We start from the raw sequence: 16,197 nt of genomic DNA, 5'->3' as shown, positions 1-16,197 counted from the left end.
GAATAAATAACCTCAAATGGCCTAAACTAGCCGTTTGAGGTTATCTCGTTTTTAGAGATGCATAATGCGAAATTTTGTGACTAACACTAAAATCGATAAGGGAATCGCAAACTAATTTGATAGTCTGGTGAGTCTTCTGTTAATCCGCTACCAATTGATGTCACCATCGACAAATTAGGTGATAAGGCTAACGTAGCCCCAATGCCCAAGCTTGCAGTATTAGTGTCAGTACGAGGTATTTTCTCCCATTCTCCACCTTCTGGTCTTTGTTTTGTTTTACTGTAGAAGCGCTGATTAAAGCTCATACTCAAACTCATGCGTTCAGAAACAGCAAAAGCTAATCCCACGCTGTAATCCAGATAATTACCTAAATCAATTTCACCAGGGCTTAATCCTGGCGAACCTGATAGGTCATCAAACGCCTCTGTAAAGCTAACACCGTAATTTAAATTGAAAAATACAATCGCTGGATCAAAGGTTTTTGCTAAACTAAACCCTGTAGATGCTCCCCAAACACCAGAGCCCGTTGCCATTTCAGTCGGATACGTCAAATTACCGGTATCAGATGTTTCGAGTGGGATCCCAAAAGGATCTTTTCCCGTTGGCGCGCGGACTCTGACATTCCACACCCAGTCAGGCCAATCAACTGATTCTGCATTTATTCGGTAATAAACCGCGCCACTGACATCACCAATTTGACCACCACTAATGTCGGCAGTTTCATATCGTTGACTAGAGTTACCTTCACCCACCGAATCATACTGAGTCCAACGATACAGATACGGCAAACTGAGCTCGAATTGCCAGTTGTCATTTAGCGTATAGCGAGTGGTGAGATCCAATCGTGTTGTATTAGTGCGAATACGGTCTAGGTTTAAGTTACCCAAAAAAATAGCATCAAGGGCTAAAAAACCTCTAAGAATAAGATCTTTTCGACTGTAGTAACTATAGGTAAATGAAGGCTCTACGGTAAATTTCCGAGAAAAGACATTATGTGCTTCTTGCAATACATCGTCAGTACTTCTTGCTCTGTCTGGCGCTTTTTTTCGCTCTGCAGCGTCACTGGCGATTGCAGCTTGCTGGCTTGATTGAGCTTTTTGTCGCTCGACTGATGGTGGTGTAGATGACGGTGTTGATGCAGAGACTGGTTGCTGTGTTGAGGTAACATCTTTCCTGCTGGCTTGTCTATTTAAAGCCTCTTGTTTGAGCACCTGTTGAGCCATCTGATTAATGGTCTGTTGTTGTAATTTAATTTGTTGATTCAACTGAATCAGTTTTTGTTTAAGTACTGCAATATCTTGTTCAGATAAGGTTGATTCTAAGGCTGGTTCTAAGGCTGGTTGAGGATCTGTATCTGCAGAATACGCAGGTACTGCCAATATTCCTGGCAGTATCACTGCAACAGCTGAGGTCCATTTATTATTCATAAATACATCCTTGGCTTGTACAAAATGAATTAAAATCCTAGTGTGGTTAAATCACTGATTTGCCTACCAAGTATATTTGACTCAATTGGTCCAACAGGCATACCCTCATATCTTAGTGTAGACTGGTTTATTACTCCATGACTAAGCCCATCAATAAAAATGCTCTGAACTAACTGTCCATTGCCATTTTGATAGCTAATTCCTTGACTTGCTCTGCCCGAAGCCAGTTCGACCTGATAGCCAACTGTGTTACCATTAGCTGAAAACGTGGTATTGCCATTGTTGCTTACAAGCGTTGTACCGACGGTAACATTAATTCCTTGCACTAGCGGTGTTAATCGCCCCTGAGCCATATCCAATTCATTTATCGCTAAATTTTCACTCCCAGCGATTTGAATTCGTTGTTGTAACCCTGCTGTTTGCCCCAAAGCATCCAACTGAAACCCATTATTACTACTAATGGCATTAGGATCACTGATAGTAATATTAACAGAAGGCTGATTGTTGACTTGAGTAAACTCAATTTGCATTCCCACTTGCTGTTGGACGCCATTATCTTGAATAAACTGTGTTTGCATCTGCAAGCCAAAGTAATAATCCTGTCCGTTATTAGTGTATTTACCTTTCATTGATTCCAATTCAAAGTCTGTCAGAACTTGGCTGTGCTGAAATACCGTCAATGAAGGCGAGCTGGCCATCACAGGTGCTGCGATAGCCAGTAATAGCATCATGCTTAGTTTCATATCTTCCTCCTTAAAGCATATCTGAATATGAAAAACCAAATTCAAGTAACTCAGCATCCGTCATAGGTGAGAGCGGATCGAGTGTCTTAAACGTTAGTTTTGCTCTTGGATGCAGTAATGGATTATCGCGTCGATAATCTTGCCCAATAACCACAAATACAACCCCATTCCACTTTTGAGTAAACTCAGCCATTGTCATAATCCGATTACCTAATGCTGGATCGCCTAAATAGACGCTTCCACCATCCTGGCGACGAAACACCACAAAATGGCTATAACCACCATCATTGAGTAACACAATGGCAGGTATTTTGAGCAAGGATATTTCAGCTTCACCGATTTTATATCCCCGCCCTCTTAATTCTTGAGATTGCAGATACCGTTTCATATTAAGCAGTGAAAATCCTTGCTCTTGAACCAGAGTCAAATCAGCATGCTCTAACATGCCAATCAACACTTTTTGTTCACTAATATCTTGACGGTCATAGGCATATTTCAACAGACTAGCTAAACTAGCCGCACCGCACGAAAAGTCGGTTTTTTGCTCTATAACATGTTCAAATTTTCGCTCACGTATACTCTGAATAGATTTTGTATAAGTTCCCATGCCAGGCACAACACCCGTTAATGGGATCTCGGCGGCATAATTGTAGTGAGTAAAGCTGAAAATGATCAATACAGAGATAATCAATTGGCTAATGTTGCGCATAAGATGAATCAGGGGGCTTACCCCCCTGCCTTATTCATAATGATCAATTTAGTTTTATTCACCAGAGATAATTTCTGCTGCTCCGGTAATACTGGTCAAGGCTAAATTGTTTGACTGTAAGTTACCTGTGCCACTTGCCAAGTTAACCCCAATATTACCCGAGGCATTTTGGAAGGCTGTTCCAGCTAATAATGAAGAGTTATTAGACTTCTGCAGTACAGTTTGCACGAAGAAAGGTAATTGACCACTCACAGTACCATTAAGCGCTAAATCACCTTCTTCATCAAAGGTCATCACTTCGGCACCAGTTGGATTCTCAGTATCAAAGTCAATGTGTCCCACAACGGTTCCAGGTGGGACATCGTGAGAACCATTACCTTCAAGAATAACTTCTGGATAGTAAGCATCATTAAGTGCTGATGTACCTTCATATCCGCCATTGGCGTTTAACGCTAGATTAACATCAACATATTCAACGTTATCCTGAACAACCCCAATATTCATCGTGCCGTTATGTCCAGTATTTTGCACATTAGACACGCTTGCTTCACCTAGACGACCATTGTATGAAGACGCGGCCATATTATTCGCCTGAATATTATTGTTACCAGCAGCAACGTTGACACCAATATTACCCGTGGCATTCATGAATGACGCGCCATTAATGGTTGATGTGTTAGTTGATGCTTCATTCCACACACCATTGAAGCCACCCACCTGAGTACTAAAGATTTCAGCATCACCAGAACCAAAAGCAAAACCGGCATCAATAGAGGCTAACGCAGCAGAATTACTTTGAGCATTAAAATCACCTGTTGCTTGGTTAACACCAATGTTACCGCTGGCATTTTCAAATGCACTGCCGGATATCTTAGCGTCATTATCGTGATAGTAATTTTCAACCATATTCGCGCTAGTTTCCTGCACGTTTTCAACTACAGCCATGCCTAATCCATTAGCAGTTATAGTGCCTTCAATGGCCACTTTACCTTTATATTCAAGGTCTTTAGATACATCTACTTTTTTAGTTAATTCAACACTACTGTCTGAATCATTCATTCCATTTCCATTTCCTGGTCCATTTCCTGGTCCATTTCCTGGTCCATTTGCATATGCAGAACTACTCATTATTGCTGCAATACTTAGCACTAGAGTGAGTTTTTTCATCTTCCATTCCTCCGATCGATGATTATTAATTCCCGCTTGGTAACTGCAACGAGAACTGGTTAATGGCAACATTATTGTCACCAGAAATCTGATTTACCTGCATCACGCCCTGCGCATCCAAAAAACTGTCTGGCGCGATGTCGGCTTGATAGTATGATAATTGATAAGATGACGGTGCCATTTGGCTCGTCACTTGAGTTAACGCTTCATCATTCAATCCCTGACCCACTATGGTTGCTAGGCTCGAATCGATGGCAATGCTGCCGATGTTAGCTTGTATGTTTTGCTCACCGCTGACTTGATTAATACTTGCTAAGCCTTGAAACTGAGCGAAAGCTTGGCTGTCTATTCTTGCAGTAAGTTGTTTATTGGATTCTGATAATGATGTTGGTTGGGGTAATAAACTGTAATTAATCGTTTGGATCGATGTACGCTGGCCTAATGCATGACTGTTAGACTGAATATTAAAATCGCCAGCCGCTTGATTGATACTTGCTCGACCAGCACCTTGCATCACATGCGAACCAATAACACTGGAATCATCAGCGTAAGAGGGGGCAACCAGCAATAATACACTGAGCTGTATTCCTCGTATTAATGACAATTGCAATATGTCGTAATGTGATTTGCTAATGATATCCATAAGATGTTCCTTCCATACCTGATATAAGGATATAGCAACCCTTATGCCAAATTTGAAAGTTAATAATTTTCAAATAGATAGTGTTTTTTTAATGCAGAGATATTCTTAAAGTTAAGAATGAAAATAGCTAGGTTATTGATATAAGAATTAATTATATTTTTAGACTTAATCTTAATGTTAAGACTCGATAAGCAAACTATATGGATGGCTAAATTAAACCAAATTAAACCAAATTAAACCAAATTAAACCAAATTAAATCAGCTATAAATCATGTTTGTCCATGAGTCTATAAAAGGTTGCCCTTGAAATATCTAAATAACTTGCTGCAAGCTCAACTTGGCCATCAGCAATTAGAATGGCCTGTTGTAAGGCTTGTTTTTCGGCATTGTCTTTTAAGGTTTTAAGCGAGAGCGCGATGTGACGCTTTTTGTCAATATTAGCTAACTCTAGGTTTTGTGCACTGATCTGCGGCATGTCGCACAGTACCACTGCACGACGAACACGATTAATTAACTCTCGGACATTGCCTGGCCATGAATAGTTTAATAATGCATGGCATGCAGATTGCGATAATGGCTTAGCCACCAGTCCATATTCATTCGAATACATTCGAATGAATCGATTAGCTAGACCGATGATATCATCACGCCTTTCTTCTAATCTTGGGGTGTTAATGGTTATGCCATTCAAGCGATAATAGAGATCTAACCTAAAACGACCTTTATCGATAGCACTTTCTAAATCAACATGAGTTGCCGCTAAAATACGCACGTCAGCCGATTGAGATTTACCGCCACCCACAGAGTCGTACAAACCCTCTTGTAAAAAACGCAATAAATTGACTTGTAATTCCGCGGGTAAATCACCTATTTCATCTAATAATAATGTACCGCCATCAGCCAATGCAATTTTGCCTTTCCGGTTACTTGTTGCTCCTGTAAAAGCACCTTTTTCATGACCAAATAAGTCTGACTGAATTAAACCTGCCGCCATAGCACCACAATTAACGGTAATAAGAGGTCTATCTTTTCTGGAAGATAATTGATGTAACTTAGTGGCGACTAATTCTTTACCTGTGCCAGATTCACCACGAATAAGCACTGGAATATCTGTTGGTGCAACTCGCTCAACTTGACGAAATAACTGTTGCATGACGTCTGATTGGTACACTGATGGCTCAGTTTCTTTGCCAGTTTGCTCAAGCTTTGGCGCATGATGCTGCTGTTTTAATTTAGACAAGCCGATGCCATGACCTAGACACTTTTCTAACCTTTCTGGATCGATTGGACTCGTGCAAAAATCCCAGGCATATTGCGCAATGAAGGTAGTAATATCTTTTATTTCGAGTTGTGATTTATTGATCAGTACAATAATATGGATCTTGGGGACCAAAATTTTAACTAAGTGGCTGATTTCATTTTCAATATTTCCTTTTCGAAGATCGATTAAGCATAGGGCACAATTATTAGGTATATTATTTTGATCATACTTATCAATGTAATGCAGCTTAAAATCTAATCGAGAAAGTACTTCATTTAGCTCCTTACACTGAAAACCTGCTATGAGTAACGTTTTCATGTTGATATCCTTTCGATAAAGAAATCACAAAAGGGCTAACACAAGGCTAGCCCGTGCATCTTATCTATAGATATAACCAGACAATATTACTTGAATATAAACCCTGCTGACATGTTAATCGTTTATATCATCGGTAACTTAATACATAAGTTAAGTAATGTACTTAATCATGAGCAGTATCATTATTGGATTCAATATGGATACCCACTCAGAACCACACTTTGTACGTTTTAATCATCTTTTTATCGACTAATCACCCCAGATTGATCGTAATGATGACTAACTTTAATGTATCTGTTATCTCAGCTACATCTTTCTTATGACCATAGTATGGTACAGAAGTGTTAATAGTATACAAAAAGCAGTAATTAAATTGACATATATGCAACATTTAACTATTACCCCAAATATCCACATAAATCGGCGCTCAAAAACAGCTTGCTCGTGCACAAGAGTTAACCGTGCTCTTAAACCACCTAAACAACTGTGTTATAAATATAACCTAGACTAATCGTTAGTCCGTCTCACGGGCAGTAAAGTCGTTAAACGCAACCTAAAGATAGATATCTAGGAGTCCTAAAGGAACCGTCATGATTAAATACAATGCTTGTATAATGTTAAGTTCATTGGCACTAGTCACCTTATCTGCTGCAGTTAACGCAGGACAACTCCCCAAAAATGTTGAAGAAATTCGCGTATTAAAGGCGGAACAAACCCTACCTCAGGTGGTTAATCGTTATCAAGCCATTAGTGATACCTTGGAGGTCAAGTTAGCTCAATCCACCGATGAATTAGCGGTGACAGAAATGGCAGCCCATCAAGGACATAGATTATGGCAACAAGCTGTGAGGGATGTTCAGTCTGGACACAGTGATGATCGCTCCTTGTACTGGAGTCGATTAAGCATGCGTAAGGTCTTAAAACAAGACAAAGCAGGATTTAATCTTGCCGACTGGCAACGCGAGATTTTAGTCAAAGCGGTGGAGAAGTCCTCCCGTGGCTTTAGTGATATTGAATTTTCTTCCGACAGCCAAATTAATATCTTGGTCACTGGTTTTGATCCTTTTTTCCTTGATAAGGATATCGGCCAAAGTAATCCGTCAGGTTTAGCAGCTTTAGCTCTCGACGGTTATCATTTTGAAGTTAATGGAAAAAAAGTACAGATTGAAACTGTGATGATCCCAGTGAGATTTAGTGATTTTGATAATGGTATTATCGAATCGTTACTGACACCGTTTTATCGAGAGAACAGTGTTGACATGGTATTTACCATTAGCATGGGTCGTGATAATTTTGATATTGAACGCTTTCCTGGACGTAACCGCAGTGCAGAGGCACCAGATAATTTAAATGTATTAACTGGAGCAAGTCGCACCAATCCAAAAGCGCCGCTATTTAACAGTGGCACTTCAAACGATGGGATATTAAATGGTCCTGAGTTTGTGCAATTCTCATTACCTGTAGAGGCGATGGCAGCGGTAAAAGGTCACTGGAGTGTTAATGATAACAATCAAGTTAGCAGCTTATCTCGGGGCCAATTTAAAGCATCATCACTGGCTGAATTACAAAATGAAATTTCTGTAGAAGGCTCTGGTGGCGGCTATCTATCTAACGAAATATCCTATCGCAGTATTTTACTTCGAGATCAATTTAACTTGAATTTACCGGTAGGACACATTCATACTCCACGCATTAAAGGTTACGACTCGCAAGTAGAATCAGACATTGTTGAGCAAATACGTGCCATGATAGCTGCGGCAGCGAGCACACTATAATGTCGATACACTAAATTAACAGGTCAATACTTTACTTGCCTGAATCTTTCGTTAATCATTCAAGCAAGTGAAGCAACCCAAAATGTTTAAAAGTATTTTTAATTTCAGCCAACGCGCGCACCAAGCGTTAACGCAAGATATCCATACCAAGGAATCTTCATTATCAGCGCGCCCTCGCACCAAGCAACCACTAAACACGAGCGTTAGTAACCCCTTACAACTGCAGATCTTGGCCAAAGTCGAAGCCGATTACCAGTTAGCCGAGTTGCATTTCAAACGCCAATTCCCCCGTCCTTGTGTGCATTTCAGCTTACGTGGAAAAAGCGCCGGCACAGCGCATTTACAAGCGAATAAATTACGCTTTAACCCGGTGTTACTGGCAGAAAACCCCGATATTTTTATTAACGAAGTTGTGCCACATGAAATTAGCCATTTAGTGTGTTTTCATCTGTTTGGTAAAGTAAAACCTCATGGTAAAGAATGGCAAAGCGTTATGCTGACAACATTTAATGTTGCCCCCAAGACCACTCACCAACTCAATACTCAGTCTGTCAGTGGCCAACAGTTCGAATATTTTTGCGCCTGTGGCAGCATCCACTTAACCATAAGACGTCATAACAGAATTGTCCGCGGCCAAACTCAATATCGCTGTCGCCGTTGCCAACAAACATTAAGCCCTTTTTCTCCTTAAATATTATCAATTGCGTCATCGCATTCGATGGCTTAACATCTGCCCAAATGACAGGCTAAGCCTGCGCGGTAATGATGTTTTTGTTAATTTTAGGGTTTATTTTGCGCTTATCATCCACTCATTCTTGGTTATTTGGGGTGTCGCTACTGTGCGGCATTTTTTCATCAACACTTATTGCGGCAGAACACCCCAGTAGTTTCGGTAAAGCCAAAGCCATTGCCAAAAAGATCTATCAGCAACACTTGCCACTCAACACCTTCTATTGCGGCTGTGATATCGCCATAGCAGGTAAATTATGGCAAGCGGAGCATGCTAGCTGTGGCTATCTGGTTAGAAAACAAATTATTAGAGCCAACCGTATCGAATGGGAACACGTAGTCCCCGCCTGGGAATTTGGTCATCAACTGCAATGTTGGCAAGATGGCGGACGCAAAAATTGTGGTAAAAACAACCCGCAATTTAAAAAAATGGAAGCCGATTTACATAACCTTGTACCTGCTGTCGGTGAGGTCAATGGCGACCGCAGTAACTTTAGATTTAGTGATTGGGGCGGCAAAGCAGATCAGTACGGACAATGCGAGATGATTGTCGACTTTAAAGGCCGTAAAGTGCAGCCACCAAAAGGTGCAAGAGGGCCGATCGCTCGAACTTACCTTTATATGCAACAAACCTATGGTCTACAAATCAGCAGTAGCCAACAGAAATTGTTTAATGCATGGAACAAAATGCAACCGGTTAGCACCACAGAATGTCAACGCGACAGCTTAATCGCAGCTAACCAAGGTAATCATAATGATTTTGTATTCAAACAATGCCAAAATAACGGCTTAGTTCGATAATTGGCGATCAAGCTGCCTTGAACAATTGATTAAATAAGGTCAACACTGATGAGAGTCCCACGCATTTTTCAGCCCCAAGACAATTTACAGCAAGGGCAAACGCTTCAATTAGATGAAGATGGTGTTGCTCATATCGGCCGAGTATTGCGAATGGGAATGGGCGATCACATCAGTTTGTTTAATGGTGACGGTAATGATTACTTAGCCGAGATTATTGAAACCAGCAAGAAATCTATCACTGTCACACTATTGAGTTGTGAAAAAAACCACAGTGAATCGCCATTAAACTTGCACTTAGGCCAGGTGATTTCACGTGGTGACCGCATGGAATTTACCGTTCAAAAATCGGTTGAGCTTGGAGTAACCACTATTACGCCGTTATTTTCCGATCGTTGTGGTGTCAAACTGAGTGGTGAGCGTTTAGAGAAAAAACTGCAGCAATGGCAAAAAATTGTGGTCAGTGCTTGTGAACAATCTGGCCGCAGTATCGTACCTATTGTTCGCCCGGCAATGACATTGGCACAGTGGTGTGCAGAACCCACTGAAGCATTAAAACTGAATTTGCATCCAAGGGCTTCACATGGCATTAATGGCTTACAGTTAGACGGCCAACATCAAAGAGTAAGATTACTCATTGGCCCAGAAGGCGGTTTATCTGACGAAGAAATTGCCATGACAGAAACCCAGCATTTTACCGATATTTTATTAGGCCCTAGGGTGCTGCGTACAGAAACTGCATCATTGACTGCCATTACGGCATTACAAGTTAAATTTGGCGATATTGGTTAACATACCGATACCTCTCTGCAAATTATTAAGGATACACACATGATTAAGCTCGGCATTGTTATGGACCCTATTAGCGACATTAATATCAAAAAAGATTCGAGCTTCGCGATGTTATTAGAAGCGCAAGCAAGAGGCTACCAACTGTTCTACATGGAAATGCATGATCTTGCTATGGTCAACGGCAAAGCCATGGCCAACATGCGTGAATTATCAGTTAAGCAAGATGCTAGTCAATGGTTTACCTTAGGCGAGTCCGTCGATACTCCGCTAGCAGAACTTGATGTTATTTTAATGCGTAAAGATCCACCGTTCGATACTGAATTTATCTATGCCACTTATATGCTTGAACGTGCAGAAGAAGAAGGCGTGTTAATCGTTAACAAACCACAAAGCTTACGCGATGCCAATGAAAAATTGTTTACCGCATGGTTTTCTGAGTTTACCCCAGACACTATTGTGACTCGTGATGCTAAACGTATCCGAGCCTTCCACCAGCTAAAACAAGACATCATTTTAAAACCATTAGATGGCATGGGTGGCACCTCGATTTTCCGTGTGAAAAAAGATGATCCTAACGTGGGAGTGATTATCGAAACCTTAACCAGTTATGGTCAACAATACGCAATGGCTCAGGCATTTATCCCAGAAATCACTCAAGGCGATAAGCGTATTTTAGTGGTTGACGGTGAACCAGTACCTTATGCACTAGCGCGTATTCCGATGAAAGGTGAAACTCGTGGCAACCTAGCAGCTGGCGGCAGTGGCGTGGCTCAACCATTATCTGAAAGTGATTGGAAAATTGCTCGGGCAATCGGTCCAGAATTGAAAAAACGTGGCCTTATTTTTGTCGGCTTAGACGTCATCGGCGATAAATTAACTGAAATCAATGTGACCAGCCCAACCTGCATTAAAGAAATCGAAGCAGCATTTGACGTTAGCATTACTGGTATGCTCATGGATGCCATCGAAGCCCGTATAAGCCAGCAGAAATAGGATTATTCATGCATTATTTATCTATCTACACAAAAATAGTCAGCAGATTAATATTGGTATCTAGTTTGATTATAACTGGAGCTATGGCTGATGAAGTCATAGTGTCCCCTACTGTAGACAGCGCCGTAAGCAATAATGTGCCAACGGTCGGTCCATCAAGACCGAAAAATATTATCATTATGATTGGCGATGGTATGGGACCGGCGTACACCACAGCCTACCGTTATTACAAAGATAATCCTGAGACCGAAGAGATTGAACAAACGGTTTTTGATCGTTTACTTGTGGGGATGGCAAGCACCTACCCAGCCTCTGTAAGCGGTTATGTTACCGATTCAGCAGCATCAGCAACTGCGTTATCAACTGGGGTTAAAAGTTATAATGGAGCCATTGCCGTTGATATCGAAAAACGTCCGCTGACCACCTTAATGGAAAAAGCCAAAACATTAGGTTTATCAACTGGCGTAGCTGTCACCTCGCAAGTCAACCATGCAACACCAGCGGCATTTCTGGCTCATAATGAAAGCCGTCGAAATTATATTGATATTGCAGAGGCTTATTTAAGCTCAGATGCAGATGTGATTCTTGGTGGGGGTCAGCAATATTTCACCCCAACACTACTTGAGCAGTTTAGCGCTAAAGGTTATCAACACATTACTGAATTCGCCCAGCTTGAATCGGTTACTAAACCAAAAGTATTAGGGCTATTTGCTGATGTCCAGTTACCTTGGGTAATTAACGATAACCAAGCGCATAACCTGAGTCATATGACCCAGAAAGCCCTAGATTTACTGTCACAAAATAACCAAGGGTTTGTGTTATTAGTAGAGGGTAGCTTAATTGATTGGGCTGGCCACAGTAACGATATTGCTACGGCCATAGGTGAAATGGATGAATTTGCTTCAGCAATTGAAGTGGTTGAACAATTTGTTCGTCAAAGTAAAAACACGCTTATGGTGGTAACAGCCGATCATAATACCGGTGGGTTATCTATTGGCGCAAATGACAAATATGAGTGGAATCCACAGGTGCTACATAAGGTTAAAGCCAGCCCAGATGCAATTGCTACGCGCGCGATTGCCGAAGATAACTGGCAGCCTTTAACCGCAACACTTTTGGGTTTTACTCCAAGCGACGCACAATACAGCCAATTACAAGCAGCTCGCATGCAAGGTAACGAACCACTATCTCTCGCACTGCGTAAATTAATTGATATTCAGTCTAATACCGGTTGGACAACTGGCGGACATACCGCTATGGATGTTCAAGTATTCGCTGCAGGCCCTGGCGCAAGGTTGTTTAGCGGCCATCAAGACAACATTGATATCGCGACTAAAATGTTTAGCCTATTACCACAATAGAGATAAATACCTTAATCAATGCCGAACGACGATGACCCACACAATCCCCGCCCTTATCAGCGGGGATTGTGTTAATATCAGCGTGTTTACCTTATCACTAGCATTATGAGCAACTGACGTGTTAACAAATCCTTCTCAAGCCTTAATCAGAAACAGCCACTATTTTGAAAAGCAAAATGTGTTAGTGCTTAATTATGAAGCAGATACTTTTGCACATCAATGTCTTGAGTTTGCTCATCATGTTACCGCCCTAGCGTTGGATTTTAATCATCACCTGATATTGTCCTCTTGTACCAATGACAAATTACAGTGCTATTTTGGTCACCAATTACCTGATTCACTCGCAAGTTCAAAATTTGATAGTGTGATTATTTATTTTCCCAAAGCTAAACCGTTAATGGGCTATTTACTGCAACTAGCTGCGCAGCATTTATCTATTGATGGCCAGCTGATCATTGTCGGTGAAAATAAAGGGGGAATAAAGTCGATTGCTAAACTCACACCTGATTATTACTCGCCACCAATCAAACAAGATAATGCCCGCCATTGTCTAGTGTATGTCAGTTATTTAACCCAAGCAGCGCCAGCATTAACCCTTAGTGATTGGATAAGCCAGTACTCACTAGAGACTCCGCAAGGGCAATTACAAATTTGTAATCTTGTTGGTGTATTTAGCGAAAAACGTCTCGATCAGGGCACTGAATTATTACTGTCGCATCTACCAGAAAATTTACACGGCAGAGTTCTCGACTTTGGTTGTGGTGCAGGGGTCATTACAGCGGCGTTACTCAAAGCTAACCCGACGCTAACTATTGAATGTATTGATATCAATGCGATGGCACTACTCTCATGCGAATTAACCCTTGCAGCCAATAATATGCGCGCAAAAATTTACCCTTCAGACGGATTCAATCAAATTGTCGGTAAATTTGACGGTATTATCTCCAACCCACCGTTTCATGATGGGTTAACTAACACTACAGATATCGCCACACAATTTGTCCAACAAAGCGCAACTCGACTAACCAGCAAAGGCATATGGCAAATTGTCGCTAATCGCCACTTACCTTATTCAGAGACTATTGCGACTCATTTTGGCAAAGTAGAAGTGTTAGCTGAAAACAATAAATATAAGCTATATTCCCATCAAGGTTAATCCCTCCTAAAAGCCCGCCAAATCTCACCTCAACTGGCTTAGTTCATGGGCAGCAAAGCTCATTACGGCTGGAATTACAGCTAAATATCAGCTAAATTAACGAAAAGGCAAAATAACGCACATTTTCGGCTTTGTTTCGTTGGTATGGTACTGGCGTCTAATGACCGAATATAAAAATAAAAATAAAGGATGTTATGTTAACGCCATCACTCGTCACATTAAGTGCAGATAAAAGCAAAGCGGAATTACGTATAATTCCCAATACCCATGGCCCCGTGTCGGAGGATGATATTAATGCCTTGCTGACACAGGCTGATTTTACGATGTTATTTCCGATTATCCCCGCGATTAATAAAGCCGTATCTGAAGTCAATGCACTTTGTGGCCAAACGCCTGGCGGACACGAACTCTTTTTTACGATTGCCGAGCGCAAAGATGGCTCTGTGAGCATCAGTGTCAGTGACGATAAAATGCAAGCAAGCATGAAAATCACTTCAGCTTGGGGCGGCAAAGATATCACCCTACCAGACATACTCAATACCCTGAAAACTCAAAAAATCAAAATGGGACTCAGCAAACCTAAGATTATGGCATTGATACAGCGTTTATCGATATTGCCCCCAGGTGAAACCTGTGAGGGGATCATAGCCTCAGGTAAGTTAGCCGTTAATGGCGAAGATGCAATATTAACCCGTAAAGTTGCCTTAGCTCGCGAGCGTCTATTGCAACCACAAGAACGCGAAGACGGCTCTGTTGATATGCGTGATTTAGGCTCACTCATTACCGTCAAACCCAACGATGTATTAATGATTAAAACGCCATTAACGACAGGGACTCCGGGGTTTAATATCCACGGTGATGTACTGCAACAAATTCCAGGTAAAGATAAATCCATGGAGCCCGGCACTGGCGCGAGCTTTCATCCTCAAGATCCCAACCAACTCATCGCCACCGTTCCTGGTCAGCCAGTGGAAAACCGTACTGGCATGCAAGTTGACGACATTCTGCAAATTAAAGATGTTGATGTTCGCTGTGGCCACGTTAATTTTAAAGGCAGTATATTAATTACTGGTGATGTGCACGAAGGTATGGAAGTTAAAGCCAGTGGTGATGTCACCGTGATGGGCTTTGTTGAGTCTGCCACTATTGAAGCTCAAGGCGATGTGATTGTCAGTAAAGGTGTCATTGGTCGCTTGATTAAAGAGCATGAACTGAGTACTAAAATTAAAGCTACCGGACAAATTTGTGCCCAATTTGTACAATATTCACAACTAGAAGCGCTGGGTAATATTTTAGTCACTAAGCAGTTGCTTCACAGTCATTCGACATCTGGTGACACTATAACGGTCAGCGATGCCCAAGGAAAACGAGGTGACTTGGTCGGCGGCATTGCCACTGCAGCTAAAGGGATTAGGGCTATTGCATTTGGCGCTACGGCCAGTACTAAAACCGAACTGTTTTGTGCTATGCATCAAGGTGAGTTAAAGCAAGAGCTTAAAGAATTAGATGACAGTATCAAAGGCATGGTTGTCGCGAGCTTAGAATTAGAGGCGAGATTGCGTAAACTACCGCCTAAAGCGGAATGGCAAAGTGATGCTGGCATGATTGAACAAGTTAAAATGATGCTCGAGCAAAAAAACCAGATAGATGCAGAACGTATTAAAGAAGAAGTTGAATACACACAACACCTTAATGAAGTTGAAAACTATTACAATAATTATGTTATTCAAGCTGAAAAACACATATTCATCAACGTTGAAATCCACATTGGCAATGCATTTAATCGCACCCAACGTGAACATGGTCCGTGCATTGCCAAAAACGTCAATCAAGAAATATCATTCGATTACAGCAATCGCTAGCGAATTCAACACAGCAAATATAGGTAGAAATATACACTATGCAACAAGTACATTGGCCTGCAATACTCAAGTTTGATCAAGATGATGAGTTAATGTACCTAGTTAATCATCAAGATTGGTTAAGCTTTATTTGTGCAAATCAATTTACTCTTGATGCTAACGATAAACTTATCGATAGTGTAGGTCATGTCTATGGTATTCAAACACAATCGCAACAGCTCGCATCAGTGAATAGCAGCGTGGCAGAGCTGCCTTCGTTGCTCAAGCTCAGTGATGATATGAGTGTATTACAACTATTGCCTCTTGTTCGTCAGTATGGCCAATTTCAAGGCCATTGCTGCAGCTCAAAAATTATCTTTACCACCATTGAACAAGGTATCGCGACTGTAGCTGAGTTAGAGCAGCTCTATTAAACCCGCTCTCCTAAATAAGACCTTTACCGCCTACTCATTGACGCCATCAT

The 16,197-nt window shown here is 41.3% G+C and carries 15 protein-coding genes; 9 read left to right on the top strand and 6 right to left on the bottom strand.

From position 1 onward, the window contains the following. Positions 1-86 precede the first annotated feature (86 nt). The 6 genes from ACED29_RS02920 to ACED29_RS02895 form a co-directional block, all read right to left on the bottom strand. A complete protein-coding gene (locus tag ACED29_RS02920) occupies positions 87-1,427 on the bottom strand; it encodes a transporter (RefSeq protein WP_371696994.1) in 1,341 nt (446 codons plus the stop codon). Between the two features lie 29 nt (positions 1,428-1,456). Beyond that, on the bottom strand, positions 1,457-2,170 hold the full coding sequence (locus ACED29_RS02915; protein ID WP_182698589.1) for a hypothetical protein: 714 nt from the start codon (positions 2,168-2,170) through the stop codon (positions 1,457-1,459). A 10-nt stretch (positions 2,171-2,180) separates the two neighbouring features. Next, positions 2,181-2,879, bottom strand: coding sequence for a C39 family peptidase (locus ACED29_RS02910; RefSeq protein WP_371696993.1), 699 nt, complete (start codon positions 2,877-2,879; stop codon positions 2,181-2,183). Between the two features lie 54 nt (positions 2,880-2,933). Further along, the gene (locus tag ACED29_RS02905) at positions 2,934-4,046 is read right to left on the bottom strand and encodes a hypothetical protein (RefSeq protein ID WP_371696992.1); all 1,113 of its coding nucleotides are present in this window, start codon (positions 4,044-4,046) and stop codon (positions 2,934-2,936) included. Positions 4,047-4,071: 25 nt separating this feature from the next. Beyond that, positions 4,072-4,689, bottom strand: a complete 618-nt coding sequence (locus ACED29_RS02900) for a hypothetical protein (RefSeq protein WP_182698586.1) — start codon at positions 4,687-4,689, stop codon at positions 4,072-4,074. A gap of 262 nt (positions 4,690-4,951) precedes the next feature. Beyond that, on the bottom strand, positions 4,952-6,268 hold the full coding sequence (locus ACED29_RS02895) for a sigma-54 dependent transcriptional regulator (protein WP_182698382.1): 1,317 nt from the start codon (positions 6,266-6,268) through the stop codon (positions 4,952-4,954). Positions 6,269-6,858: 590 nt separating this feature from the next. Here ACED29_RS02895 and ACED29_RS02890 point away from each other — a divergent pair. The 9 genes from ACED29_RS02890 (at position 6,859) to ACED29_RS02850 (ending at position 16,147) form a co-directional block, all read left to right on the top strand. Continuing rightward, positions 6,859-8,043: a hypothetical protein gene (locus ACED29_RS02890; RefSeq protein ID WP_371696991.1), complete on the top strand. Its 1,185-nt coding sequence runs from the start codon at positions 6,859-6,861 to the stop codon at positions 8,041-8,043. Positions 8,044-8,125: 82 nt separating this feature from the next. Continuing rightward, positions 8,126-8,734, top strand: a complete 609-nt coding sequence (locus ACED29_RS02885; protein ID WP_371696990.1) for a SprT family zinc-dependent metalloprotease — start codon at positions 8,126-8,128, stop codon at positions 8,732-8,734. 74 nt (positions 8,735-8,808) lie between these two features. Beyond that, positions 8,809-9,573, top strand: a complete 765-nt coding sequence (locus ACED29_RS02880) for an endonuclease (RefSeq protein ID WP_371697036.1) — start codon at positions 8,809-8,811, stop codon at positions 9,571-9,573. Between the two features lie 48 nt (positions 9,574-9,621). Continuing rightward, complete coding sequence (gene rsmE / locus ACED29_RS02875; RefSeq protein WP_182723391.1) at positions 9,622-10,362, top strand: 16S rRNA (uracil(1498)-N(3))-methyltransferase; 741 nt, start codon at positions 9,622-9,624, stop codon at positions 10,360-10,362. A gap of 39 nt (positions 10,363-10,401) precedes the next feature. Beyond that, positions 10,402-11,355 carry a glutathione synthase gene (gshB, locus tag ACED29_RS02870; RefSeq protein ID WP_124017316.1) on the top strand — a complete coding sequence of 318 codons (954 nt, stop codon included), beginning with the start codon at positions 10,402-10,404 and terminating at the stop codon, positions 11,353-11,355. Positions 11,356-11,363: 8 nt separating this feature from the next. Continuing rightward, entirely contained in the window at positions 11,364-12,716 is a 1,353-nt protein-coding gene (locus ACED29_RS02865; RefSeq protein ID WP_371696989.1) for an alkaline phosphatase, read from the top strand. Between the two features lie 118 nt (positions 12,717-12,834). Beyond that, positions 12,835-13,872, top strand: coding sequence for a methyltransferase (locus tag ACED29_RS02860; protein WP_371696988.1), 1,038 nt, complete (start codon positions 12,835-12,837; stop codon positions 13,870-13,872). A 194-nt stretch (positions 13,873-14,066) separates the two neighbouring features. Continuing rightward, a complete protein-coding gene (locus ACED29_RS02855) occupies positions 14,067-15,734 on the top strand; it encodes a DUF342 domain-containing protein (protein ID WP_182723388.1) in 1,668 nt (555 codons plus the stop codon). A 38-nt stretch (positions 15,735-15,772) separates the two neighbouring features. Further along, positions 15,773-16,147, top strand: coding sequence for a DUF4144 domain-containing protein (locus ACED29_RS02850; protein ID WP_371696987.1), 375 nt, complete (start codon positions 15,773-15,775; stop codon positions 16,145-16,147). Positions 16,148-16,197 lie beyond the last annotated feature (50 nt).

It is taken from the genome of Shewanella sp. 5S214 (genome assembly GCF_041439795.1).
Classification (GTDB): domain Bacteria; phylum Pseudomonadota; class Gammaproteobacteria; order Enterobacterales; family Shewanellaceae; genus Shewanella; species Shewanella vesiculosa.
This window is presented reverse-complemented; position numbering and strand designations above follow the sequence as displayed.

Excerpts from the sequence above, each read along its gene's own strand:
- ACED29_RS02900 (WP_182698586.1), bottom strand. The coding sequence starts at position 4,689 with ATGGATATCATTAGCAAATCACATTACGACATATTGCAATTGTCATTA.
- ACED29_RS02910 (WP_371696993.1), bottom strand. The coding sequence starts at position 2,879 with ATGCGCAACATTAGCCAATTGATTATCTCTGTATTGATCATTTTCAGC.
- ACED29_RS02895 (WP_182698382.1), bottom strand. The coding sequence starts at position 6,268 with ATGAAAACGTTACTCATAGCAGGTTTTCAGTGTAAGGAGCTAAATGAA.
- ACED29_RS02865 (WP_371696989.1), top strand. The coding sequence starts at position 11,364 with ATGCATTATTTATCTATCTACACAAAAATAGTCAGCAGATTAATATTG.
- ACED29_RS02880 (WP_371697036.1), top strand. The coding sequence starts at position 8,809 with ATGTTTTTGTTAATTTTAGGGTTTATTTTGCGCTTATCATCCACTCAT.
- ACED29_RS02885 (WP_371696990.1), top strand. The coding sequence starts at position 8,126 with ATGTTTAAAAGTATTTTTAATTTCAGCCAACGCGCGCACCAAGCGTTA.
- ACED29_RS02905 (WP_371696992.1), bottom strand. The coding sequence starts at position 4,046 with ATGAAAAAACTCACTCTAGTGCTAAGTATTGCAGCAATAATGAGTAGT.
- ACED29_RS02920 (WP_371696994.1), bottom strand. The coding sequence starts at position 1,427 with ATGAATAATAAATGGACCTCAGCTGTTGCAGTGATACTGCCAGGAATA.
- gshB (WP_124017316.1), top strand. The coding sequence starts at position 10,402 with ATGATTAAGCTCGGCATTGTTATGGACCCTATTAGCGACATTAATATC.
- ACED29_RS02850 (WP_371696987.1), top strand. The coding sequence starts at position 15,773 with ATGCAACAAGTACATTGGCCTGCAATACTCAAGTTTGATCAAGATGAT.
- rsmE (WP_182723391.1), top strand. The coding sequence starts at position 9,622 with ATGAGAGTCCCACGCATTTTTCAGCCCCAAGACAATTTACAGCAAGGG.
- ACED29_RS02890 (WP_371696991.1), top strand. The coding sequence starts at position 6,859 with ATGATTAAATACAATGCTTGTATAATGTTAAGTTCATTGGCACTAGTC.
- ACED29_RS02855 (WP_182723388.1), top strand. The coding sequence starts at position 14,067 with ATGTTAACGCCATCACTCGTCACATTAAGTGCAGATAAAAGCAAAGCG.
- ACED29_RS02915 (WP_182698589.1), bottom strand. The coding sequence starts at position 2,170 with ATGAAACTAAGCATGATGCTATTACTGGCTATCGCAGCACCTGTGATG.